The sequence below is a fragment of the Paenibacillus kribbensis genome (genome assembly GCF_001705305.1).
GTDB classification, from domain to species: domain Bacteria; phylum Bacillota; class Bacilli; order Paenibacillales; family Paenibacillaceae; genus Paenibacillus; species Paenibacillus kribbensis_B.
Genome location: NZ_MCBP01000002.1, coordinates 160,085 through 184,109 on the forward strand (window position 1 = coordinate 160,085; position 24,025 = coordinate 184,109).

The following is a 24,025-nucleotide window of genomic DNA, read 5'->3' on the forward strand; positions in this document are numbered from 1 at the left end:
TTCTCAAAAAAGGAGGGGGATTTTTTATAGCAAACAACAAAAAAGCCTTCAAACCCGCGGCATACCGCCAAGCTTGAAGACTTACATTTTAAATAAAAAATTTATAATTTCGATCGCGTCTGCGAATCCGGCTTAGCCAACAGGCGAATCAGTGTGTTAATAACTGGACGCTTGGTTTTGCCCACCAGACCAATAACCTCTGCACCAATCTGTAGGAAAAACATCATAATACATATCACGACAAAGGTAACCCAGTTTGCTTCATTAAGCGCAGCAGACGATTGAATCACGGCTAATACACCGAAAAATGCAGCAATACCGTAAATAATCAAAACAGTCTGTCTATGACTGAAACCTAGTTCGCGTAAGCAATGATGCAGATGACCTTTATCCGGTGAAAAAATCGGTTTTTTCTGCAACTTGCGACGAATGATAGCAAAAAATGTATCTGATAAAGGTACACCGATAATAATTAATGGCGTAATAAACGATACGATAGCAATCTGCTTGAAACCAAGCATCGAGAGCATTGCCAGACTGAAACCTAAAAACAGCGACCCTGTATCACCCATGAATATCTTCGCAGGATGAAAGTTAAAAAATAAAAATCCGATAATGCTGCCCAGCAGCACCAGACAAAGCATAGCCACCATGTAGTTGCCCATCAAAAGGGACATCACAAAAATGGTTCCAATCGCAATCCCTGAAACACCCGCAGCCAGTCCATCCAGACCGTCAATCAAATTGATGGCATTCGTCACACCTACAATCCAGAAAATCGTAAGCGGGATGGAAATCCAGCTTTCCAAAGACGAGTATGCATCCTGAAAAGGTACATTTACAAAATCAACACGAATATCAAAGGCAAACACAACCATACAAGCAACGGCAATTTGAGCCAAAAATTTCAACTTTGCATTGAGATCAAAACGATCATCGAGAGCACCAATCAGCGTAATCATCGTACCGCCAATCAGAAAGGCCGCGATAAAGTTAATATCCCGTGAGGACAGCATTCCGTCGGGTACAAAAGGCAAAATCGCCAATAAGGACAACAGAAACGCCAGGAAAATCCCCAGTCCGCCAAGTCGCGGCATAATCCGGGTATGTACTTTTCGGGCATTCGGTACATCGACGGCTCCAACCTTAACAGCGAATTTCTTGACGAGCGGTGTCAGTAACAGCGCAAGTCCCAGTGCCATGATGAAACCAATAATATAGATCAATAGCATTTGATCATTCGACCCCCAATTTTAAAGCAAATCCCTTTTCAGATGTAACCGCATTGAATTATACTCTGATCAAAAATAAATACCAAGCTTCATATTCTGGCAAATTAGCGGGTTTTGAAGGCAGATTCAAGCTATTTATCACACTTTTGTGACGTTTTCTTTTTCACGCATCACTTTCACGGCGAATTTCGGCAGCGCAAGCATTCTTTTGTACCGACTGGGCTCTTTAAGCAGCCTATACAGCCACTCAACTCTGAGTTTCTGGAACAATTTAGGCGCACGTTTGGTTCTGCCAGATATAACATCAAAACTACCGCCAACCCCCATCATTACCGGTACGCCCAGTTGCTCCTTGTATTTACCAATCCACGGCTCCTGTGTGTCCGCGCCACGTGCTACAAATAACAGATCCGGATTCGCTTTACGAATGGCTGCGATGACTGCCTCATCCTCTTCGGACCCGAAAAAACCATCGCGCTGGCCACAAACCGTAATTCCAGGATAAAGCTCATGTACCCGTTGTGCAGTCGCTTGAATCACCTCGGACGTTGATCCGAGCAAATAAACTTTCCAATGATAGTTTTCTCCGGCTCTAAGCAATTCATGTAATAAGTCAAAACCCGCTACTCGCTCAGGTACAGGGTGTCCTACATAATTTGCGGCCCAGACCACGCCAGTCCCATCTGGAACAATTAGCTCGGCCTGCTTCATCACTGACATGTACACAGGATCTTCCAATGCAGCCATAACCATAATTGGATTGGCAGTGATCACTTGATGGGGTCTGCGAGACTCCACCGCCTGGATTAATACATTTAAAGTATCTTTCATATTAAGCCTTGATACCCGAACACCGAAAATCGGGACGGTAGGCACATTCGTAACCTTATCAACTGTCACTGTATCCATCATCCTTTGCGACACAAGTAATTAATGATATGCTGTGCCGGCAAACGTGCCTCGCTCTTCAACAAAGCAATTGCCGCTCCTTGGCTCTCGATCCATTGATTTCGCTCGTCTAGCAGCCGCATAGCCTCTTCAGCCAGCTTTTGTCCATCCAGTGCTTCTGTAGTGCCTACAGGCTGACTGCCGACGCGGCTGAGAAAATGGTCAATTTTGGGATCGTAGGATATCCCCAAAGGGGGCACTTGATGAGATGCTGCATAGATCAAGCTGTGCAGTCTCATCCCGATCATCAAACTGCAACGACTGACTTCCAAAAGCATCTGCTGAGGATCGGTAACCTGATCAGATATACTGACACGGCTACCTGTTTCCCTAATATCCCCTAACAAATCCATTACCATCCTTGAGGCCTGCTCGTCGTCAGGCAAATGGAAAGGAAAGAAACGCAAGTGTACGCGGCGTCCAGCAGCTAATTTTTTCAGACCGTCTGCGATAGCCGTCAAATCGCGATGCTCCTTGTCCCAGTAGCGTACAGACACACCGACAATCGGAAGTTCATCCTGATTAAGCTCAGCAGCAGCTTTGTGCGCCTGATCGGAATCGGAGGGCAATGGGAGTCCCATTACCGGATCGGGAACGACCTCGACAGTCGGACGCTTTAGCTTCATGCTACCCAATAATGCGGCGGATTGCTTATCTCTTACAGATACATATTCGCAACGTTGAAACACAGACCGGATCATGGGATAAAAAATTTTCCGTTGCACCGGACCAATACCCTGAGCATATACAAATGTCGGCTTTCCCGCCCATTGAGCGAGCTTGAGAATTGCGAGGTAATAAGGAATGCTTTTGGGACTTGTCGCGTCCTGAAGCAAGCTTCCACCACCACTGATTAGCCCGTCGCTGTTTTTAATCGCGCTTCGAACTTCCCCCAGACTCATACGTGGGACAGCTTCTACCCCATACATTTTCTCTGTCCATGCAGGGTCAGAAGATAGAACAACAGGCTTAACCGTAATCCCGGCTTCACGGCTTTCCTCCTCTAATGCAGTTAAAATGGACTTGAGTACCGCTTCGTCTCCACTATTGCGAAAGCCGTAATAACCCGAAATGATTATCGTTTGAGCTGTGGTGACCATTTCTTCCAACATCCTTCCAGCACTTGCCACGCGACAATTGCAATAATTCCCAGAAGCAGGCCCAATCCCAATCCTAATAGTCCACGACTAAGCGAAAGTGCCGCTGGAGAGTGAATGTGAGCAAAAGTATCCACCATAGAGGCTTGGCCTATAGCAGCTATGATCAGTACATAGATCGCTTTGCGGTATTTCAAGGCCAAGAACGCGCCTGCAATAAACAGGGGGTGTGCCATCAAAAATTCCTTATTACGCGGACGTACACCAAATGCATTCTCAAGGAAATTCCGGAAAACCAGCTCCGTGTTCGACACGGTTCCCGCATTCCCTGTACGGCTCAAGTAGTACATTCCTGCGGCTCCGATAATAGCCAATACAACTACCCACAGTACGGTAATCGGCGTGCGGAGCAACTTGGAAATTTCCTCACGTATAGAAACACCACGATAAAAGAAAATATAAACCGCAGCCAAAAAGATTGGCACAACGTGAAGCAAGCTCACACCTCTAAATTGGTTCAGCACAAGGCTGTAGGCAATACTGTTCAGCAGCGCAATAACAAAAGGTACCGCAGCCAGCGACAGGATTGCTGTTTGAACGTACAGAATAAGCGTTTGAACCAAACGCTGACCTGGAGAGGGCTCCTGTTCACGTTTAATTCTAATCGTACGTACGGCAATGACCATTGCAATCGTAGGACCGCTAATTGCTGCGAGCAGCGCCAAGCCTTGCTCCATCAAGCTGGAGTTCAGGACATAAAGACCTGCGGAGCCGACCAAACCAAGTGCAAACGCCAGCAGAGTCAATGCCGGGACAAAATAGGATACCATAATAGAGAAGAATGCAAGTGCGCCCAGTACGACGACCATTTTCAGATAGCGTTGAATTGAAGAATCAACCACCTGGAATGGCTCAGCCTGTCCGAGCTCAAACCCCTTTTTCTCCATCCGTTGTACTGCATTTCCTGGCTCGCCCAAGCTGTGAATCAGATTATCTACCGAATCCTTTACTTTAGCCTCAGCTACACTACGCGTAGGGGCGGTATTAAGATACAGCATGCGAATATTGCGATCCTTGGTTGCCAATGCAAAACGATCAGCCAAGGTCTCGACATCAAGTGTTGAATCCTTGTCGCTCAGAGAATACAGTCGAACAACATTATAGTGTATATCGTAAGCAAGCCTGTTGAAGCCGGCTTGTGGTTTTTTCAAGTTTTCAATAGCAGCCAAGCCAATATCATATTTATTAAGCAATTTAGCAAATGCCGCCAGACTATGCTTTTTTTCATTATCTGTAAAGCCTTTGACCGAATCTCCTTCAAACAAAATGCGTTTCACACCATTCTGCTGAAAGGAGGCCAGCATTTCTTCCGTCAATTCCTCGTTATAAGGAAGACTGTCACTCATCCGCGGAACAATAAAAAATCCTTTGCTCCGAAGCTGCTTCATCGCAATCGGGTCAGGCTGCATCGGCTTAAGGTACGCATCCTCCGGGGATGTTTCCACAACGACCCCTTCCTGTCCCTGATAGCTCCAAGGCTTTACGTTAATGCCCAGGCTTGTAAACGTACGTTCAATTAACGGCTTTAGTGCCTCAGCATTTTCTTTGTCAGCAAAAACAACGTACGTAAAATTCTCATTTGCAGGTGAAAGGCGTTTTTCCAAATCTGCAACGTTCTGAGTCGTATAGGTTACGACCCGGCCCGCTTTGCGGAAATCGTCCAACGTACTTTCATACATTGCCATACTGTTCACACCCGCCTGCTTTAAGCGGTCAAGCTGCTCGTTCAAATAATCCTGCGGGTGAGCCTGATACGAAGCTGCCTCTGTCAAATCCCGATAATCGAATACAATCTCTACTTTTTTACTCGAAGATTCTGTCTTCACACGATCGGCGATGACTGGAATGGAGGCCAACAAGCCGAGCGCGACCAGAATCCACAACCATTTTCGAGAAGCCGTATTCCAATACTGCCATTTCTGATACACCAAAGAACCTCCTTAATATCCGTTGCCGCAATAAGCCTATTTTCCCAAAGCCTATTCTAGATTATTCTGCAACATAGAAATGACCCCCACGGCGTACTGCCCTTTGCCGTGAGAGGTCACCGATTACTTATTTCGTATCCAATTGTCTTAACCTATTCTATTATAAATGGATTTGTCTCAAGCGTCTACGCGCGCCATAACAGCATCCACCAGACGGCTAATTCTTTGCTCTGCATCTGCCAGCGAAGAACCGCGTACCGCGAAGTATACTTTGATTTTTGGCTCAGTACCAGAAGGACGCAGACAGAACCATGAACCGTCCTCCAGTAAAAATTTGAGTACATTTTCCTTAGGGAGTCCGTCCAACCCTTGCGAGTAGTCCAGCACCTTGTCTACCTTCACGCCTGCAATCTCTTGAGGAGCATTGCTGCGCCAATCCGTCATTTTGCCCTGAATCTGTGCCACTCCGTTCTTGCCCTTCAGTGTACGAGACTCAAGCTTCTCAAGGAAGTATCCAAACTGCTCGTACAGCTCTTGTAAAACATCATACAGTGTCTTGCCTTGGGTGCTGTAATAAGCAGCAGCTTCAGCAATCAGCATGGCTGCCAGAACGGCGTCCTTATCACGAGCGTAATTGCCTGCCAAATAGCCATAGCTCTCTTCATAACCGAACAGGTAGGTATAATCTCCCGTTTGGTCAAATTGGTTCATTTTCTCACCAATATATTTGAAGCCAGTTAGCGTATTAAACACAGTTGCACCAAAATGTTCGGCAATGACTGCGCCCATTTCGCTGGTGACGATGGTTTTGATGACCGCCCCGTTATTCGGGAGCTTACCTGTTTCCTTCAGCTGATTCAACAAGTAGTACACCATAATCGCACCGGACTGATTCCCGGACAACACCACATATTCGCCGTCACGGTTCTTTACCACCGCCCCCATGCGGTCAGCATCAGGGTCTGTTCCGATCAACAAATCCGCACCAATCTTCTCGCCCAGCGCAATCGCCAGCTTGAATGCATCCCGTTCCTCCGGGTTCGGCGACTTGACGGTGGAAAACTCAGCATCCGGCAGCTCTTGCTCAGGTACAATATGCACCTGCTCAAAGCCGATTTTCTCCAGCACACGGCGAACCGGTATGTTTCCAGTGCCATGGAGAGGTGTAAACACGACCTTGAAGTTTTTGCCTGGTCCAGCCGCAATCAGCTCACGGTTCACACTTACACTGGCTACCGTATCTACAAACGCTTCATCTTCCTCTTCTCCAAGCCAAACCAGCAGTCCCTGCGCCTCGGCTTCTTCACGGGTCAAACGGTGAATATCAGCAAAAGAAGGAACCTCACGGATATAGCCAATCACCTGTTCAGCCTGATCAGGGACAAGCTGACCGCCTTCATCATTGTATACCTTGTATCCGTTATATTCAGGCGGGTTATGGCTCGCAGTTACGACAATCCCTCCACTGGCCCCCAAATGACGTACGCTAAATGAAAGCTGCGGCGTCGGACGCAGGGACGGGAACAACTTAGCCACAATGCCGTTGCCAGCCAGCACCAAAGCTGCATCCAGGGCAAACTCTGGCGAGAAATGGCGCGAATCATGTGCAATGACAACCGAAGGCTTGCCTTCTTTTCCAGCATGCTGCTCCAAAATGTAGCGAGCCAGCCCTTGAGTCGCACGTCCAATGACGTAGCGGTTCATTCGATTACTACCTGCCCCGATTACTCCACGTAGACCGCCTGTACCAAATTCCAGCTCTTTGTAAAAGCGATCCTCCTGCTCCTGCTCGTTGCCCTCCAATGCGCGCAACTCCTGTTTGGTTTCTTCATCAATATAAGGGTCTTGCAGCCAGCTCTCAATGCCTTCTAGTGCTTTTTTACTCAACTGCGTCATACGTTATTTCCCCTCTCCATTTTTGGTTGTCAAAACAGGATTTCTATGTACACATGCACTCGGTTCAAACGTCGTGCTTATGTCAGCAGAGCTTGCTTATTGGGAAGGATCGGACAAAGCAAACATAATTTCGCCCTCAGCTACTACCGTATCGCCTACTTTAGCCGTAGCTTTCCCTTTGCCAAATGATCCTTTGGAACGGGTTATTTCCACTTCAAGCGTCAGCGTATCCCCAGGAACTACCTGTCCGCGGAAACGGAAGCCATCCAGCCCTGCCAAGAAGCCGATTTTACCGCGATTTTCCTCTAGATGCAGCAATGCGACAGCTCCAACCTGAGCCAGGGCTTCAGTGATCAGCACACCTGGCATGACCGGATATCCCGGAAAATGTCCAATAAAATGAGGCTCAGTCATCGTTACATTTTTAATGCCTACTGCTCTTTTCCCTTCCTCCAGCTCAATAATGCGGTCCACCAACAAAAATGGTGGTCGATGCGGAATAATCTCCTGAATTTGATTAACATCCAATTGCAATTTGTCCATTTACCTTAATAACTCCTCTCGCTTGCAGGTTCGGTCCTGAATCAGTCATGAATTGCTGCAAGCATAATATTACCCATCGGTGCTGCATAAAAACAGTTTATTGCGGCAACAATGATAGATATCCTTCACCTACTGCAGAAGTGAAGGTTGAGATAAGGGGCTTTTTCCGCCGGTTATGCAACGAGAGGCGCGAAGAGGCCCTTTTGCCCGTGTTTGGTCTTACCCCGCAGTGTTATAAACTTCCCCATCATTATACAGTCATCAGGTGCAAAAAGAAAATTACGCGGAAGTACCATATTGGTTGCTCCTATTATGGGTAAAGCGGAGCTTCAATTTGAGTCAAGGTGGACGGGCTGCGCGATTTATTTGATCTTCCGATCGCTGTTGCCCCTTAATTTTTTCATTTTATAAAACCTGTAAGGTTAAAATTTAGGGGCAAAGGCGAACGCTACCGCTTCTCCAGATTCAAATAAACCTCTCCGCCGAGTTACTTTTGGCTCAAAAAGAAAGCTCGCTTCAATAATGCTCGCTTGTCGTAAAGGGCGGAACAAAACCGCGGGCCTCTGCGATGGCCTTCATTGTTTGCAATCCATCCGCGCTACGCTGGAGGCTCCTGCCATTAAAAACACAACAAAACCCTGCGCCACTGGCACAGGGTTTTGTTTTTTATTACTACCCGCACAAATTGCGGGTGGTTTATTTTAATAAGAGTGGCCCTGATGGCGGGTAGCAGCGGAGCGGGCAGAATTGTTCTGAAGAAGCGCAGCGTTTGCCTTTATCCCCGGATTCAAACCTCGAATGTTTTAAAATCAAAAGGAATCTGGGGATAACAGCAATCGGAAGAACAATCTGCACGCGGAGCGACCTTCTCCCACCACCCCACTCATTTAAAGTAAACTAAGGCGCAAATATAAGATCAATGACGTGCTGCCAGGTTTTCCATTCAAATACGCCTGCCAGTCCTTGCTTACCTACAATCACGTATCCTGCAATTAAACCACCTAACAGCGAAAACAGGAGCAGCAGCGGAACTACGAAATAACGGGCAGTACGCCAGCGGGACTTAGTCTTTTCAGGAACTGGACGGGAATCGGCTTGTTCTTCTTTCATCACCAAATCCCTAAGCCCTCAGATTGTTAGCCAAGTTCATCATCGTATCGCTAGAAGTCAGCGCCCGCGCCGCCATTTGATACATCCGCTGGACTTGCATCATATCCGTCATTTCACCTGCTAAATCCACGTTAGACTGTTCCAGGTAACCGGAACGCACGGATACGTCCGCTGGTACAGCTCCCGCTACACCTGCTGCACCGAATACGTTTGCTTCTGTTACTCCATTCGCCAATACGAACAGGTTATCATCCCGCTGTTCCAGTCCTTCTGGACGCTGAACATCCATCAGCTTGATTCGCTGGCCAACTGTTGGTTCGCCCGTCCCATTCGCACGAATCAACAACTCACCGTCTGAATTAATGGCTACCTTAGAACCCGCTGGCGCAGTCACAGGAACATCATTGTTGTCCAACACCGAATAGCCTTCAGCCGTGGTCAACATCATCGTTGCACTATCATTCGGATCAGGAATAAAATGAAAGCTGCCGTCACGCGTCCAAGCTTTTTGTCCATTGCCCTGAACTTCAAACATGGCATTGCCCTGGATCGCCAGATCAGTAGGAAGTCCTGTCTCCTTGAGTGGGCCTTGTTCCATATTTTTCATAATCGAGGCTACTTTAACTCCGTAGCCCAAATTATAGCCGAGCGGCATAGCCCGCCCATTTTGGAGATACGTTGAAGGCTGCTGCTGTACATTAGCCAGCACATCTTCAAAGGAACCCTGTTTACTCTTATAACCAGTCGTATTAATATTGGCGATATTATCGGCAATCAAATCCAAACGCTGTTGCACACTGCCCATAGACACCATTGCGCCAATCATGGAGTTGTTCATCACTTACCCCCTGTGTTATACACGGCCTACTTCGTTAACGGCCTTGTCCAAGCTTTTATCATAAAATTGAATAACCTTCTGATTCGCTTCATAAGCTCTTAACGCAGCCATCATATCCACCATCGACTGAGCAGCATCTACATTAGATACTTCCAGATAACCCTGGCGAACGGACACCGCATCGTTAGCGGTCATCATTCTGGCTGTAGCACCGTCTGTATCATTCAAGCGGAAATTTCCGTTGCCCTCACGCACGAGCTGGTACGGCCGATCAATGACACTAATTCCGAGCGTTGTTCCCAGTGTCTGGTTGGATTGGCTATCCACCAATTCGCCCCGCTCATTTACTTTAAGTGCTGAAACAGCCCCCGTCAATCGAATCGGGTTGCCATTCGTATCCAGCACTGCTGATCCAGTCGACGAAAGCAACGCTCCCGCTCCATTTACCCGAAAATGTCCGTCACGCGTATAGCGTACATTTCCGTTATTGTCACGGACCGTAAAAAACGCTTCTGGACGGTAGGTGACTTCACCGTTAGCATTGACAAATTTCCCCGCCTGATCAAAAGCCATAGGCTGACCAGTTGCCGGGTCGTTCACACTAATGTTGGACTGTATCGCGAAATCCGTAGCTTGTCCGCTGTCCTTCAATGCCCCCTGAATGTAAGGGGAGAGGCTTTCCTCGGCAAAAACGCCAGTATTGAGCTTGCCGACCGTACGGTCTGGATTATCCGGATTACCGCCCGTCATGGAAATAAGCATTTCGGGAAAAGAACGTTGAACACTGTTCTCCTGTTTGTATCCCGGCGTATTCATATTGGCAATATTTTGCGTCACGGTGTCATGGCGTCGTTGCTGTGTTGTCATTCCGGCTGCCGCAGTATATAAACCTCTCAACATGTATCGTGCACCCCAATCCTGTACTCTGCTAATGCATCATCATCTGCTCGCACGGAGGACGGAAGCCGACATGCTAGGCATTCTGTCCGACCGCACACGAGTCTCATATAGTCACTATCGGCAGATTAGAACTTTTTCTTAACCACATGATCCAAATTATCCAGCATAATTCCTGTGCCTTTAACGACACAATGCATTGGATCTTCGGCAACCAATACAGGAACACGCAATTCTTCAGCAAGCAGCTCATCCAATCCGCTAAGCAGCGCACCGCCGCCAGTCAGAATGACACCACGGTCAATAATATCAGCTGACAGTTCCGGTGGGGTCTGCTCCAATACAAACTTGGCTGCAGCAACAATCGCTGATACAGGGTCTTTAAGCGCATCCTGAACTTCTTCTGCGGAAATACTTAATGTTTTGGGCAATCCGGATACCATATCCCGTCCACGGATGTCCATCTCCGCACGTCGTCCACTCGGATGTACAGTTCCGATAGCAATCTTGATATCCTCAGCCGTACGTTCCCCAATGAGAAGCTTATACTTTGTCTTCACATATTTCATGATGGCTGAATCAAACTTGTCCCCTGCCATTTTAATGGAAGAAGCCGTAACCACATCCCCCATAGAAAGGACTGCAACGTCTGTCGTTCCGCCACCAATATCCACTACCATGTTGCCGCTAGGCTCAAAGATATCCATTCCTGCCCCGATAGCAGCCGCTTTTGGCTCTTCCTCCAAAAATACTTCTTTCGCCCCGCTGCGCTCCGCCGCTTCACGAATCGCTTTTTGTTCCACTGAGGTAATGTTCGTCGGCGCACAAATCAAAATACGAGGGTGGCTGTACCAGCTTTTTCCTCCTACGCGATTGATAAAATATTTTAACATTGCCTCCGTCACTTCAAAATCGGCGATAACGCCATCACGCAACGGACGAATGGCTATGATATTACCAGGAGTCCGCCCAACCATACGACGTGCTTCCTCTCCGACAGCCAATACTTTTTTTGTATCGCTTTCTATCGCAACAACGGAAGGTTCGTCAAGAACAACCCCCTTCCCTTTGACGTGGATAAGCACGTTGGCCGTACCGAGGTCGATACCGATATCATTACTGAACATATTAAAGAGGCCCCCAAAGTGATATTTTAAAAGCTAAGATTCGACAAGAAGCGGCAAATATATGTATAAACCTACGGTTACATGTCATTTTTCGTCTTGTACCATCTTTTAACATATCATACTTCAGGGGGGTGATTCAATGGCTTTCCCAGCCAATTCACTATATATTTTTAAGACTTGCCGGAAACGAGAATCTCCCTTCTTTTCCCACTCGTTTTTTTGTACTTAATTTTTGTCGCTTCCCCTCCTCGCAGATGGCGGATGGATTTATGGTATTCGAGAATGTGTTTCACTTGATCGGCAAGATCCGGGTTGATTTCAGGCAGCCGTTCGGTCAGATCTTTATGCACCGTGCTCTTGGAGACACCAAATTCCTTGGCAATCGTACGGACCGTATTCCTTGTTTCCACGATACAGCGACCGATTTTGATGGTCCGTTCCTTGATGTAATCGTGCACGCTCCCGCCTCCCTACTGTGGATAGTTTGGTACATTATATGAGGAGCGTGCTTATATATTCGCGGTTTGGCGGGAAGACATGCTTCGGAAGGCCTATTTATTTGCCAGCAACAGCTTATCTGTTTACCTCCTGAACAAAAATGAACAAGAAAAAAGCAGGGAATGTGGATTCCCCGCTTTGCATGCAAAGCCATGACCGAATTTATTTTTTAGGAAGCAGACCTGTAGGATTCACCGGCTTGCCATCCTGATACACTTCAAAATGCAGATGTGTTTTCAAATCCTTTTCAAGCTCGTTACGTCCCGCTGAAGCGATCACATCGTTTTGTTTAACTTGGTCGCCCTCTTTTACTTTCAGATCACTCAAGCTTTGGTACACCGTTTTGAGATTGTTATCATGCGTGATTTCTACGACATTCCCCATCAGCGGATGCTGTTCCACACGGGATACTTTGCCACTCAGGGCAGCTCTCACTTCAAACGTCTGATCGTCGGCCCGGGAAAGATCAATTCCGGTGTTAGCAGTAAAGGTTTTATCATACTCTACCATTGCTGCTGCCTGTTCATCAGCTGTCGCGTTTTCGTCAAAAAATGGCTTTACGACCTTTACTGCGGCGGCATCTGCCACCGGCCATGCGATATTTTCCGACTGGGCAACGACTTCCACACTTTCTGGCTGTTGTCCATTGACATCGGTATTGACTGCGCTTGTGTTTTGTACCGATGGACTAGCTGGGTCAGGTTTGAAAGACTTCTGGCTGGCATCCTGATAGACCCACACTAAGGTTAGTATAATGGCTGCTGCGGCAATGTAGGCTGCCGGGTATGCCCACCTTTTGGACAACAGCTTTTTCCACGAAGACGGCTTTGAAGCTCTTACACCCTGAAAGGTTTTGGGTGTTTCTTCATGATTTTGGTTCTGGTTTTTATTTTGTTCACTCATTTGCTCATCACCTCAGTAACCAGTGTTACCGGGTGCAACTCTTTTATACTTCAAAGTTTTGAAAAATTTACTAACTTAGAATACGAGAAGCCTGTGCAAAGGAAATCCCAGTATAGTAGTGAAGAAGAATTTGAGTAGCAGTGTGCCCTTCCTTGGCCATTCCGTTGGCTCCCCACTGACTCATGCCGACACCATGGCCGTAGCCGTAGGTAGTTATAGCAATCTTGTCTCCCTCGGTCCTCCACGTAAATTCAGCCGAACGCAGTCCCAGTTTATTGCGAATTTCCGGTCCTGTAAAAACAGTTCCTCCTACTTCAATTTTTTTGATGCGATGTCCCTCTGTCTTGGAAAGTACCCGGATCTCGGGCATATTTTCTCCTTCAGTAGAAGCGGCTATCGCAGCACGGCTCAATCCCAATCTATCAAACATGCTCTGACGGCTCAGTGTGATGGTTTCTGTATATCGAGGAGCCAGCTGCTTGTCCCATGGGCTCGATACGCTCCGCAAGTAAGGCACAGCCTTGGCCCATACATCCTCTGAATTTTCGGTATAACCGTTGCTGGTAGAAAAAAAAGAAGCGGTAATCGGTTTGCCCTCATATACCATGATCGTATCCTTGGTATCGCGCACAGCCTGCCGAATTTTAGCCAGCTCAGCAGTTTTACCGGAATGTCCCCACTCTCTAGTAAGTTTGGCTTTAGAAATGTAAGCCTGATGCTTAACGGTATCCGTCACATCCGCTCCTGCCGGAGCGCCGCTGGTGTCATCAGCCAGCAAACGCCGGGTGATGAAGGTGCGCGCGGCAATGGCCTGCGCCTTCAGTGCCTCGCCTTCGAAGCTGGGCGGCATTTCGGCGGCTACAACGCCGACAATGTACTCCTCCAGCGGCAGCGTCTCTGTACGGCCCGTAGACGTGACGTACACGCGCACATCCGGCTCTGCCACTGCCGGAACACTGCGCGCTGGAGCAGCGGGCACCGCCGGTATGGGCGGAACCCCCGGCATCCGCGTGACGGGGGCCTCAGGCTTCGCTGCCGCGACGGGCATCTCGGGGGCTGCCTTGCGGCCGCCCGGTGGCAACGGCTGCGCCGTATGGCGAGGCCACGCTATTAGCGCGGGCACAGCCAGCGCAAGCGCCAGCAAGCCTGCTATGGCGGCAGCCGGCAGCCAGGGGCGGTGGCTGCCCCAGCGTGGAGCACGCCCGGCGGCAGGCCGCAGGTGCGGCACTGGCACCGACATCGGCGGCCTGCTTGCGCCGCGCGTGTCGCGAGTTGCTGCGCCGGGCACAGGCAGCGACGCACCTGCGGGGTGCAAAGCGGGAGCCACTGCCGTTGCACGCCGGGCGTACCCGGCTTCAGCGGGCAATAGGCCTCGTGTGCCCGACTGCTGCTGAGCAAGCTTGCTTGTCTGTGGCGGAGCAGCTATAAAACCGGGACTTTCCTCTGCAGGTAAAGTCCGGCGGTGTTCATTGTCATGATAAATCGGTATACGAATACGAACCTGTGAATCTTTCATAGGCTGAAACCTCCATCAAAGGGCTGAATATCCGGCCGGAAGCAATGATCTGTCCAGTAGATATTTTCAATCATATGAGGTCGTCCACTTTGATAGAACCGTTTTAAGAGAACTGAAAGAATGAAAAAAAGACAAGCTGAAAACACAAAAAAACCAAGCCCTTGCGGACTTGGTTCCTAATTGTTTGTAAACATGCTCATACGTTGCATGAAGCTGCGTACGTTAAGGCTTAAGCCAAAGAAGGTTGAATCTTTTTGAACAGATTCCCTGTAGTCTCTTCCGGCATCACACGCTCTGTACTGGACGAATGATCCAGCTTCGGCTCTTCTACGGTCACTCTGTAAATATCCGCGCCTAATCTGGTCAGCTTCTCAGCCAAATGAACGTAGCCACGGTCGATGTGATGTACACCGGATACTTCCGTTGTACCTTCCGCAATAAGTCCCGTCAGGATTAACGCAGCACCTGCACGCAAATCTGTCGAGGTCACTTTCGCACCTGTCAGCTTCGCATTGCCGGTTACAATCGCAGAACGGCCTTCGACTTTAATCTCCGCATTCATGAGATGAAATTCATCCACATGCATAAAGCGATTTTCAAAGACGGTTTCCGTGATAATGCTCGTTCCTTCAGCAGCAAGTTGAAGTGCCATCATCTGAGACTGCATATCTGTAGGGAAACCAGGATAAGGCAACGTTTTAACATCAACGGCCTTTAACGGCTTATCTGCGATAACACGAATTCCGTTTTCATCCGGTTGAATGGTTACACCCATTTCTTCCATCTTGGAGATAACAGGTCCCAAATGATCGGATATTGCGCCTTCTACATATACGTTCCCGCCTGTGATCGCAGCAGCAACCATATAAGTACCTGCTTCTACACGGTCGGGAATGACCGTATGCTTCACACCATGAAGTTTCTCGACGCCTTCAATACGAATAACGCCTGTGCCTGCGCCGCGTACCTTGGCTCCCATACCATTGAGGAAGTTCGCAAGATCAACGATCTCAGGTTCCTTAGCAGCATTTTCAATAGTGGTTACGCCCTCGGCAAGAGTAGCGGCCATCATAATATTCTCAGTTGCTCCTACGCTGGCTACATCCAAATAAACTTTGGCCCCGCGCAGACGCCCGTTACTTTTAGCTTCAATAAAACCTTGGCCCAGACTAATCTCGGCCCCCAATGCTTCAAAGCCCTTCAAATGCTGGTCAATTGGTCGTGTACCAATTGCGCATCCGCCTGGAAGCGAAATTCTTGTGTGTCCCAAACGTGTAAGCAACGGTCCCATAACCAAAAATGATGCGCGCATTTTCCTAACCCACTCATAAGGGGCTTCACAGGAAACTATCTTCCGCGCGTCAACACGAATGACCTCATCTTGGTATGTAACGCCTGCTCCTAAGGACTCCAATACTTTGTTAATGGTCATCACATCGTCTAGAGGAGGTGCATCAATAATAACACTTTCTCCTTCTTCTCCTAGCAGAGAAGCGGCGATGATCGGCAGAACTGAGTTTTTGGCTCCGCTGACTTTGACACTCCCGGTCAATCTGTTGCCACCGCGGACGATAAATTTGCTCATCTATGATTCCCTCCGCGCGTCATTTCCCTTTTCCATCATGGAAAAAAAGAACATATTCCGCTATTTTCATGCCTTGCTTTTTCATTACATAAAAAACAAGATTTCATTATACCCTAACTGCCATCATACCACTGTTCAAAACAAGTATACAAGCGTTTTTTGTACTTTACGTCCATCGTAATCCAACTGAATCTGTCGGCAATACATGTATGTTCTTTTGTTTACCATTGTTGACAATATGGAACGATGTTATTCGACAATTCCCGCAGAGACACAGTCATAAAACCATATAACCCGCCCACTTCATGTTAAACAACACGCTAGAGCATCTGGCTCCACGAGATGTAGCTCAACAGGAAACCAGCAACCAATTGCCCGACGATAATAGCAAGAAACAAGTGTAACAATCTGCCTTGCGGCCCTTTGGGGTGCCGGATGATCAAATCCAGCTTTAAGCTCTGTAAAGCCCACCAGGCTAACGCTATACAGATGAGTGACACGATCATGGAGATCAACGCGATCATACTCGCTGATTGACTTAGCTGTTCAGCCAACTGCTGCTTCCCGTTCATCCGAAATCCTCCCATCTGCTTTACAGACTTCTTTATAATACTCGGCGAACGCCTAATATGCTAGTCATATTTCTGTTTTCAGAACATTTATTTCGACAAAATATGAACAATTACTTCTGTTTCGTGAATTTAAAAGGTACTATGTACCTAACTGCCAAGCAAGAAATAGGACTGCATATTTGGTAATGTTATCTAAAAAAAGGGCCCGATCACAGTGATCGAAGGAAGGTAAGGTTTTCCTCTCCTCCTGCCGGACACTCTCTGGCAGAAGTTATGAAGCGGTCTCCCTGTCATTCCATCCGTATACTATGCCGAACCCTCTTATAATTCCACTAAAACCTAATATTTAATTCTTACTTGGTTCTGATGCTTGTAGCATTCAAACGGTTAAGCGCCCGTTGCAGGGCCACTTCCGCCCGATGATGGTCTATCTGTTCCTGCTTGCTCTGGAGCCGCAGTTCCGCCCGCTCCCTTGCCGCACGGGCACGCTCTACATCAATCTCTTCAGAGCGTTCCGCACTCTCAGCCAAAATGACCACTTTATCCTTGCGGACTTCAACAAAGCCCCCATTGACCGCGATCACCTCAGTCTGACCACCGATTTTAATACGTATCGGTGCAATCTTCAAGGGAGTGACCAAGGGAAGGTGTCCGGGTAAAATACCAAGGTCGCCTTCCGAGCCGCGAACACTGATGCTGTTGACCTGCTCTGCATAGACCAGGCGCTCCGGCGTCACAATCTCTAATAAATACGTGCTCACTTGAATCCCTCCTGAAAGCTGTCCACAGACAGCTCACTTCGTAAGGCTCTCGGCTATTCTTTGCCTGTGTACTTACAGCGTTTTGGCTTTTTCTACTGCTTCTTCGATGGCTCCTACAAAAAGGAACGCTGCTTCTGGAAGATGATCATACTTTCCTTCCAGAATTTCCTTGAAGCTTCGTACCGTTTCTTTAACCGGCACATATTTACCCGGGAAGCCGTTAAACGCTTCGGCAACGTGGAAAGGTTGGGACAGGAAACGCTGGATTTTACGTGCACGTGCTACCAGCATTTTGTCTTCTTCACTCAGCTCGTCCATACCCAGGATGGCAATGATATCCTGAAGCTCGTTGTAGCGGGCCAAAATTTGTTTTACCCCTTGTGCTACATTGTAATGCTCTTCACCTACAACATCTGGAGCCAAAATCCGGGAGCTTGATGCGAGTGGATCAACCGCTGGGTAAATACCCATTTCGGAAATTTTACGTTCCAGATTCGTCGTTGCATCCAAGTGGGCAAACGTTGTAGCAGGAGCCGGGTCAGTGTAGTCATCCGCAGGCACATAGATCGCCTGAATGGAAGTAACAGAACCTTTTTTAGTCGAAGTAATCCGTTCTTGCAATTGACCCATTTCAGTTGCCAGCGTAGGCTGGTAACCTACTGCGGAAGGCATACGTCCCAGCAGGGCGGAAACCTCAGAACCCGCTTGGGTAAAGCGGAAGATGTTATCAATAAAGAGCAGCACGTCACGGCCTTCCTGATCACGGAAGTACTCCGCCATTGTCAGACCGGTGAGGGCAACACGCAAACGCGCACCCGGCGGCTCGTTCATTTGTCCAAACACCATCGCTGTTTTGTTGATAACGCCGGACTCTCTCATTTCATGGTACAAGTCATTTCCTTCACGTGTGCGTTCACCTACACCCGCAAATACAGAAATACCGCCATGCTCCTGAGCGATATTGTTAATCAGTTCTTGGATCGTTACGGTTTTACCTACACCGGCACCACCAAACAAACCAACTTTACCGCCTTTGGCATAAGGAGCCAGCAAGTCGATAACCTTAATGCCTGTTTCGAGCATTTCTGCTTGAGTCGTCAATTCATCGAAAGTAGGTGCCTGACGGTGAATTGGATTTTTTTCTGCTGCACTAATATCAGCACCATTATCAATTGGATCTCCCAGTACGTTAAATACACGTCCCAGAGTAACCTCACCAACAGGTACCGAAATTGGTGCCCCAAGGTCTACCGCTTCAGCTCCGCGAACCAGACCATCTGTGGAAGACATGGCAATACAACGTACACGATTATCGCCCAGATGCTTTGATGCCTCAAGCGTCAGATCCAGTTTGACTCCAGTCTCCAGCACAGTCCCAATATGAATAGCATTAAGGATTTCCGGAAGCTGACCACGTTCAAATTCAACGTCAACAACCGGACCCTGGATGCTCACTACGCGTCCTTTGTTCATCTTTTGGTTTCCCTCCTACAAGCTTGCACAGCCGCAAATCCGAACATCACTGATTTGTTTTGCGCTCGCAAATGATCATATTAGTATAGGCTCTGCTATACAGCAGTCTGCAAAAGCTCATTAAGACTGAGCATTTGCCCCTGCCACAATTTCCGTAATTTCCTGGGTAATAGCCGCTTGACGGGCACGGTTATAGGTCAGCGACAGTTCACCAATCAGCTTGGTAGCATTTTTGGTAGCAGAACCCATCGCCGTCATCTTCGCTCCCAGCTCACTAGCTTTACCATCCAGCAAAGCGCCGTAGATAAGTGTTTCTGCATAACGCGGCAACAATACTTCCAGCACTCCTTCTGGTGAAGGCTCATACTCGTAATCAACCGAGGATGAAGCAGTATCCGAATCCGGTGTTGCCATTGGCAACAAACGGTCAACGGTCGGAATTTGAGTCAGTGCGTTGACAAAGCGGTTATAGCATAGATAAAGCTCATCAAATTCTTTAAGTTCAAAGCCTTTTACAGCCTTGCTTGCAATCGTTTTGATATCTGCAAAAGCAGGTGTATCCGACAAGTCAGTCACTGACTCTGCAATAGGGAACTCACGACGTCTGAAATAATCCCGTCCTTTTCGTCCGATGATGAAAATCACATATTCATCCTGTGAACGGTGACGTTCCGCAATCGTCTGCGTAACCTGCCGCAAAATATTGGCGTTATAACCACCAGCCAGACCACGATCAGATGTGATGATGAGATAAGCAGTCTTCTTGACCGGACGCGTCTCCAGCATTGGATGCTTGACGTTATTCGATCCAGAAGCAATACTGCTGACGACTTCCTTAAGCTTTTCCGCGTAAGGACGAGCCGATTCCGCTTTCTCCTGAGCTTTTCTCAGCTTGGATGCAGCGACCATTTCCATCGCTTTCGTAATTTGCTTTGTACTCTGCACACTTTTAATCTGACGTTTAATCTCGCGCATACCTTTTGCCATGATTTCACCACCTTCAAGCTTTGGCAAGGCCAAAGCTAACTTCGTAAGCAATCCTTAGCTTTGAGAAAAACAAAGCCACTTTGTAAAGATTCAAGCCCAGCCGAACATATGTTAAAGGGCCTGTTATTGAGGGTAAAACGTGCCAAGGAAGCCAAAGCCCGAGGGGCACGCTTCCTTAGAACATTTTTCGTCATAAACAGGCAAATTCATGTATTAAACCGACGTGGCAAATGATTTTTTGAATTTCTCGATAGCTGCCTTCAAAGCTGCTTCGTTATCAGCCACCAAGTCTTTTGTATCACGGATAGATTGGAGCACATCCTGATGATCAGACACCATGAAAGACAAGAAGTCCTTTTCAAAACGTTTTACATCCGCTACCGGGATATCATCAAGGAAGCCTTTAACAGCAGTGTACAAGCTCACGACTTGCTGCTCAACAGGCAGCGGCTGATGTACACCCTGTTTCAGGATTTCCATCATGCGCGCACCACGGTCAAGACGGGCTTTCGTGGATTTATCCAAATCGGAACCGAATTGGGAGAACGCTTGAAGCTCACGATATTGAGCAAGATCCAGACGCAGGGAACCTGCAACCTTTTTCATCGCTTTAATCTGAGCGGAGCCCCCTACACGGGATACAGAAATACCTACGTTAATCGCCGGGCGTTGACCTGCATAGAACAAGTCAGCTTCCAGAAAAATTTGTCCATCTGTGATGGAGATTACGTTAGTTGGAATGTATGCAGAAACGTCGGAAGCCTGTGTCTCGATAAACGGAAGCGCAGTAAGTGAGCCGCCACCCAATTCATCATTCAGCTTCGCTGCACGTTCCAGCAAGCGAGAATGCAGATAGAAAACGTCACCCGGATAAGCCTCACGACCCGGTGGACGACGCAGCAACAGGGAAAGCTCCCGGTACGCAGACGCTTGTTTGGTCAAGTCATCATATACGACAAGGACATGCTCGCCTTTGTACATGAAGTACTCACCCATAGCGCACCCGGAGTAAGGGGCAATGTACAGCAAAGGTGATGGCTCAGAAGCAGATGCCGTAACAACAATCGTATATTCCAAAGCACCGTGACGACGCAATGTTTCAACAACTTGAGCTACCGTAGATTGTTTTTGACCAATGGCAACATAAATACATTTCATGCCGTTGCCTTTTTGGTTCAGAATCGCATCAATCGCAATAGAAGTTTTACCTGTTTGACGGTCACCGATGATCAGCTCACGTTGACCGCGGCCAATCGGAACCATAGCGTCAATGGCTTTAATTCCTGTTTGCATTGGCTCATGTACGGATTTACGGGCCATAACACCTGGAGCCTGACTTTCCACCGGACGGAATTCCGTGGTAGCAATTGGGCCTTTGCCATCGACTGGTTGTCCCAATGGATTAACAACGCGTCCAATCAGTGCGTCCCCAACAGGGACCTGCATGATTTGGCCTGTACGTTTTACTTGACCACCTTCACGAATGTCAGAGAATGGTCCAAGAATAACGACACCGACATTGCTCTCTTCCACGTTGAGCGCCAAGCCCAATACGCCATTATCGAATTCAACCAATTCCCCGGCCATGACTTTTTCCAGTCCGTAGACGCGGGCAATACCGTCGCCGACTTCAACAACAGTGCCGACTTCAACGACCTCGATATCATTTTTATATTGTTCAATCTGACTTTTAATCAATGAACTGATTTCTTCAGGTTTGATACTCAAGTGTGTTCACCCCTATCTTCTATACTCGTCTGTTAAAGGATTTCTCAAGACGATCCAGCTTGCCGGCCAGACTGCCGTCGTACAGTGTATCGCCGATAACCACTTTCAATCCGCCCAGCAGACTCGGGTCTACTATATTTTCCACACGGATTGTTTTATGTTCACGGGCTCCGAATTCCTCGGCTACCGTTGCTTTTTCCTGCTCACTCAACGCATAGGTGGAATACACCTTTGCATGGGCCAGTCCCAGCTTGTACTCCTGAATCTCAAGGTATCCGGCAAGGAGATCTTCAAACAAATCGGCTCTGCTGCGCTGAATCAACAGCTTAATCGTGTTAATCAGCGAGGTAGACAGCTTGCCTTCAAAGCTGTTGGCCAGAACCTGAAGCTTGACCTCTTCCGTAATATTAGGAGAATTAATAAACTTACGGATTTCCGCATCCCCCGATACAGCCTCTACAAAAGCACGCAGTTCCTGCTCGGTCTCCATAATGGTCTGCTCCTGCTCTGCCACTTCAAACAAGGCTTTCGCGTACCGTTTGGCAACTACCGTATCCCGGCTCATGCTTTGCCTCCTACCTCTTTAAGGTACTGGTCGACAAGCTCTCCCTGGACTTGGTCTTCCTTGATTTCTTTTTGAAGCAGTTTGGAAGCAATTTGTACCGAAGCTTTACCCACTTCGCTGCGCAGTTCGGCAACTGCCTTATTGCGCTCGCTTGTGATTTCACGAACAGCTTCGTCTTTCAGGCGAACCGCTTCATCTTTAGCCTGAATGATAATTTGCTCCGCTTGCTTGTTACCAGTTTGTTTCGACTGCTCAATAATATCGTAGGCTTCCTTGCGCGCTTGCTGGAGAGCCTGTTTTTGCTCCTCAACATAGGCAGCAGCCTGTTCACGCGTTTGTGCCGCTTCACTCATTTGCTTCAAAACAAGCTCACGCCGCTTCTCCATAACTGAAAAGAGAGGGCCGAATGCATAACGGGTCAGCAACCAGTACAAGATCAAAAATGCAATGACAGTAAACACGATACTTGTCCAATTAAAATGCAATTGAAGTCACTCCTTTCCGGTGAACGTCAGTCCTAGATCTTTCATATTCAAACGAACAAAGAAGGCGCGGATGGCTGTGCCTTCCCCGCCAAACCTTGCTTCCATTCAATTAAGCACCTGCGTAGAAAATGAATGCCAGAACGACCCCGATGATTGGCAGGGCTTCGACCAGACCTACACCGATAAACATTACTGTTTGCAATGTTGCTTTTGCTTCAGGCTGACGAGCGATACCTTCAACTGTTTTACTTACGATCAGACCGTTACCGATACCAGCGCCCAAAGCGCCCAAACCTACTGCGATTGCAGCTGCGATATATGCCCAAACTCCCATTTTTAAAAATCCTCCTTAGTGATGTGTATTTGTATTTTACATGTATTTGCAGTTAAGAGCGAAGCGCACTCCTGAACTTAACTAAAAACCGGAAAATGAGCCTGTCTAATGCTCTTCTTCATGCGTATCAATGGACTGTGAAATATATACAAACGTCAGAATCGTAAAGACGAACGCCTGGATACTGCCGACAAAAATACTGAATCCTTGCCAGACCACGAGTCCCAATACGGAAGCAACCATACCTCCAACGCCAAGTGCTGTCATTTTCAGCAGAACACTGATCAAAACTTCGCCGGCAAAAATATTACCGAATAGACGCATACCATGTGTCAGTAGTTTTGAGAACTGCTCAATCAGGTTAATTGGCAGAAAGAAAGGAAATGGCTGAACGTAGTGCTTAAAGTAAGCTTTGGTGTTACGGAAGATTCCCAGGAAATGAACCAGAACAAAGATCATCAATGCCAGTCCAATGGATACCCCTGCATCTGCGGTAGGTGATTTCCACCAGTTGACACCTACATGGGCAGCTTCGCCCGGATGAGTCGCCTGTGCTTGCTCTAATGCTTCCTTGACCGGAACGATATCATGCCCGAATACTTGTGCGCTTTGCACATTATCGAATTCAGTCACGATCCCGAACGGCAGACCCAGCATATTTCCGACGAAAATGAACATGATCAGCGTCATCCCTAAAGAAAGGAATGGCTTCCCTTTTTTCAAATCCATCGTACTGGAAATGAGTCCTTGAACGAATTCGACAACCCATTCCAAAAAGTTTTGCAGCTTTCCTGGATTGTCCACAGACAAATTGCGCGTTGCAGCAAAAGCCAGTCCAAACACAATAGCGCAGGTCACTACCAGCATAATAATGACGGACAAGTCAATGCTAAACCCGCCCAATTGGATAATCGGTGATTCATGCAACATGTTTTCTCACCC

At 47.8% G+C, this 24,025-nt stretch carries 23 protein-coding genes; all 23 read right to left on the bottom strand.

Annotated elements, in window-relative coordinates:
- Positions 1–101: 101 nt before the first annotated feature.
- The gene (locus BAZ21_RS03945) at positions 102–1,232 is read right to left on the bottom strand and encodes a glycosyltransferase family 4 protein (protein ID WP_068497285.1); all 1,131 of its coding nucleotides are present in this window, start codon (positions 1,230–1,232) and stop codon (positions 102–104) included.
- 138 nt (positions 1,233–1,370) lie between these two features.
- Positions 1,371–2,132 (bottom strand): WecB/TagA/CpsF family glycosyltransferase, encoded by a 762-nt coding sequence (locus tag BAZ21_RS03950; RefSeq protein WP_068498009.1) that lies wholly within the window; start codon positions 2,130–2,132, stop codon positions 1,371–1,373.
- A gap of 8 nt (positions 2,133–2,140) precedes the next feature.
- Positions 2,141–3,280 (bottom strand): polysaccharide pyruvyl transferase CsaB, encoded by a 1,140-nt coding sequence (csaB, locus tag BAZ21_RS03955; RefSeq protein ID WP_068497287.1) that lies wholly within the window; start codon positions 3,278–3,280, stop codon positions 2,141–2,143.
- Positions 3,256–5,265 carry a DUF5693 family protein gene (locus BAZ21_RS03960; protein ID WP_068497290.1) on the bottom strand — a complete coding sequence of 670 codons (2,010 nt, stop codon included), beginning with the start codon at positions 5,263–5,265 and terminating at the stop codon, positions 3,256–3,258. Before BAZ21_RS03960 ends, csaB begins: the two co-directional genes overlap by 25 nt.
- 177 nt (positions 5,266–5,442) lie before the next feature.
- Positions 5,443–7,161 (bottom strand): phospho-sugar mutase, encoded by a 1,719-nt coding sequence (locus BAZ21_RS03965; RefSeq protein ID WP_068497292.1) that lies wholly within the window; start codon positions 7,159–7,161, stop codon positions 5,443–5,445.
- Between the two features lie 96 nt (positions 7,162–7,257).
- A complete protein-coding gene (fabZ, locus tag BAZ21_RS03970) occupies positions 7,258–7,704 on the bottom strand; it encodes a 3-hydroxyacyl-ACP dehydratase FabZ (RefSeq protein WP_068497294.1) in 447 nt (148 codons plus the stop codon).
- A gap of 897 nt (positions 7,705–8,601) precedes the next feature.
- Positions 8,602–8,814, bottom strand: coding sequence for a DNA-directed RNA polymerase subunit beta (locus tag BAZ21_RS03975; RefSeq protein ID WP_068497296.1), 213 nt, complete (start codon positions 8,812–8,814; stop codon positions 8,602–8,604).
- 10 nt (positions 8,815–8,824) lie between these two features.
- Positions 8,825–9,652 (bottom strand): flagellar hook-basal body protein, encoded by an 828-nt coding sequence (locus BAZ21_RS03980; RefSeq protein WP_068497298.1) that lies wholly within the window; start codon positions 9,650–9,652, stop codon positions 8,825–8,827.
- Positions 9,653–9,667: 15 nt separating this feature from the next.
- Positions 9,668–10,552, bottom strand: coding sequence for a flagellar hook-basal body protein (locus tag BAZ21_RS03985; protein WP_068497300.1), 885 nt, complete (start codon positions 10,550–10,552; stop codon positions 9,668–9,670).
- Positions 10,553–10,677: 125 nt separating this feature from the next.
- On the bottom strand, positions 10,678–11,676 hold the full coding sequence (locus BAZ21_RS03990) for a rod shape-determining protein (RefSeq protein ID WP_068497302.1): 999 nt from the start codon (positions 11,674–11,676) through the stop codon (positions 10,678–10,680).
- A gap of 170 nt (positions 11,677–11,846) precedes the next feature.
- Positions 11,847–12,134 (bottom strand): sporulation transcriptional regulator SpoIIID, encoded by a 288-nt coding sequence (spoIIID, locus tag BAZ21_RS03995; protein ID WP_007432737.1) that lies wholly within the window; start codon positions 12,132–12,134, stop codon positions 11,847–11,849.
- Positions 12,135–12,336: 202 nt separating this feature from the next.
- Entirely contained in the window at positions 12,337–13,077 is a 741-nt protein-coding gene (locus BAZ21_RS04000) for a M23 family metallopeptidase (RefSeq protein WP_068497304.1), read from the bottom strand.
- A gap of 70 nt (positions 13,078–13,147) precedes the next feature.
- Positions 13,148–14,593 (bottom strand): stage II sporulation protein D, encoded by a 1,446-nt coding sequence (spoIID, locus tag BAZ21_RS04005; protein WP_068497307.1) that lies wholly within the window; start codon positions 14,591–14,593, stop codon positions 13,148–13,150.
- Between the two features lie 229 nt (positions 14,594–14,822).
- Positions 14,823–16,178 (bottom strand): UDP-N-acetylglucosamine 1-carboxyvinyltransferase, encoded by a 1,356-nt coding sequence (murA, locus tag BAZ21_RS04010; protein ID WP_068497309.1) that lies wholly within the window; start codon positions 16,176–16,178, stop codon positions 14,823–14,825.
- A gap of 320 nt (positions 16,179–16,498) precedes the next feature.
- Positions 16,499–16,750 carry a DUF1146 family protein gene (locus tag BAZ21_RS04015; RefSeq protein ID WP_068497310.1) on the bottom strand — a complete coding sequence of 84 codons (252 nt, stop codon included), beginning with the start codon at positions 16,748–16,750 and terminating at the stop codon, positions 16,499–16,501.
- A gap of 353 nt (positions 16,751–17,103) precedes the next feature.
- Entirely contained in the window at positions 17,104–17,511 is a 408-nt protein-coding gene (locus BAZ21_RS04020; protein WP_068497313.1) for a F0F1 ATP synthase subunit epsilon, read from the bottom strand.
- A 72-nt stretch (positions 17,512–17,583) separates the two neighbouring features.
- Positions 17,584–18,984: a F0F1 ATP synthase subunit beta gene (gene atpD, locus BAZ21_RS04025; protein WP_068497316.1), complete on the bottom strand. Its 1,401-nt coding sequence runs from the start codon at positions 18,982–18,984 to the stop codon at positions 17,584–17,586.
- Positions 18,985–19,104: 120 nt separating this feature from the next.
- On the bottom strand, positions 19,105–19,971 hold the full coding sequence (gene atpG, locus BAZ21_RS04030; RefSeq protein WP_068497318.1) for an ATP synthase F1 subunit gamma: 867 nt from the start codon (positions 19,969–19,971) through the stop codon (positions 19,105–19,107).
- Between the two features lie 213 nt (positions 19,972–20,184).
- Positions 20,185–21,699 (bottom strand): F0F1 ATP synthase subunit alpha, encoded by a 1,515-nt coding sequence (gene atpA, locus BAZ21_RS04035; protein ID WP_010349722.1) that lies wholly within the window; start codon positions 21,697–21,699, stop codon positions 20,185–20,187.
- A gap of 19 nt (positions 21,700–21,718) precedes the next feature.
- Complete coding sequence (locus BAZ21_RS04040) at positions 21,719–22,264, bottom strand: F0F1 ATP synthase subunit delta (RefSeq protein ID WP_068497321.1); 546 nt, start codon at positions 22,262–22,264, stop codon at positions 21,719–21,721.
- Positions 22,261–22,749, bottom strand: coding sequence for a F0F1 ATP synthase subunit B (gene atpF, locus BAZ21_RS04045; RefSeq protein WP_068497323.1), 489 nt, complete (start codon positions 22,747–22,749; stop codon positions 22,261–22,263). The genes BAZ21_RS04040 and atpF overlap by 4 nt, the downstream gene beginning before the upstream one ends.
- 109 nt (positions 22,750–22,858) lie before the next feature.
- On the bottom strand, positions 22,859–23,083 hold the full coding sequence (atpE, locus tag BAZ21_RS04050) for a F0F1 ATP synthase subunit C (RefSeq protein WP_007432750.1): 225 nt from the start codon (positions 23,081–23,083) through the stop codon (positions 22,859–22,861).
- 105 nt (positions 23,084–23,188) lie between these two features.
- On the bottom strand, positions 23,189–24,013 hold the full coding sequence (gene atpB / locus BAZ21_RS04055) for a F0F1 ATP synthase subunit A (RefSeq protein WP_007432751.1): 825 nt from the start codon (positions 24,011–24,013) through the stop codon (positions 23,189–23,191).
- Positions 24,014–24,025: the final 12 nt, after the last annotated feature.

Excerpts from the sequence above, each read along its gene's own strand:
- BAZ21_RS03945 (WP_068497285.1), bottom strand. The coding sequence starts at position 1,232 with ATGCTATTGATCTATATTATTGGTTTCATCATGGCACTGGGACTTGCG.
- csaB (WP_068497287.1), bottom strand. The coding sequence starts at position 3,280 with ATGGTCACCACAGCTCAAACGATAATCATTTCGGGTTATTACGGCTTT.
- BAZ21_RS03965 (WP_068497292.1), bottom strand. The coding sequence starts at position 7,161 with ATGACGCAGTTGAGTAAAAAAGCACTAGAAGGCATTGAGAGCTGGCTG.
- fabZ (WP_068497294.1), bottom strand. The coding sequence starts at position 7,704 with ATGGACAAATTGCAATTGGATGTTAATCAAATTCAGGAGATTATTCCG.
- BAZ21_RS03975 (WP_068497296.1), bottom strand. The coding sequence starts at position 8,814 with ATGAAAGAAGAACAAGCCGATTCCCGTCCAGTTCCTGAAAAGACTAAG.
- BAZ21_RS03980 (WP_068497298.1), bottom strand. The coding sequence starts at position 9,652 with ATGAACAACTCCATGATTGGCGCAATGGTGTCTATGGGCAGTGTGCAA.
- BAZ21_RS03985 (WP_068497300.1), bottom strand. The coding sequence starts at position 10,552 with ATGTTGAGAGGTTTATATACTGCGGCAGCCGGAATGACAACACAGCAA.
- BAZ21_RS03990 (WP_068497302.1), bottom strand. The coding sequence starts at position 11,676 with ATGTTCAGTAATGATATCGGTATCGACCTCGGTACGGCCAACGTGCTT.
- BAZ21_RS04000 (WP_068497304.1), bottom strand. The coding sequence starts at position 13,077 with ATGAGTGAACAAAATAAAAACCAGAACCAAAATCATGAAGAAACACCC.
- spoIID (WP_068497307.1), bottom strand. The coding sequence starts at position 14,593 with ATGAAAGATTCACAGGTTCGTATTCGTATACCGATTTATCATGACAAT.
- murA (WP_068497309.1), bottom strand. The coding sequence starts at position 16,178 with ATGAGCAAATTTATCGTCCGCGGTGGCAACAGATTGACCGGGAGTGTC.
- BAZ21_RS04015 (WP_068497310.1), bottom strand. The coding sequence starts at position 16,750 with ATGAACGGGAAGCAGCAGTTGGCTGAACAGCTAAGTCAATCAGCGAGT.
- atpD (WP_068497316.1), bottom strand. The coding sequence starts at position 18,984 with ATGAACAAAGGACGCGTAGTGAGCATCCAGGGTCCGGTTGTTGACGTT.
- atpG (WP_068497318.1), bottom strand. The coding sequence starts at position 19,971 with ATGGCAAAAGGTATGCGCGAGATTAAACGTCAGATTAAAAGTGTGCAG.
- BAZ21_RS04040 (WP_068497321.1), bottom strand. The coding sequence starts at position 22,264 with ATGAGCCGGGATACGGTAGTTGCCAAACGGTACGCGAAAGCCTTGTTT.
- atpE (WP_007432750.1), bottom strand. The coding sequence starts at position 23,083 with ATGGGAGTTTGGGCATATATCGCAGCTGCAATCGCAGTAGGTTTGGGC.
- atpB (WP_007432751.1), bottom strand. The coding sequence starts at position 24,013 with ATGTTGCATGAATCACCGATTATCCAATTGGGCGGGTTTAGCATTGAC.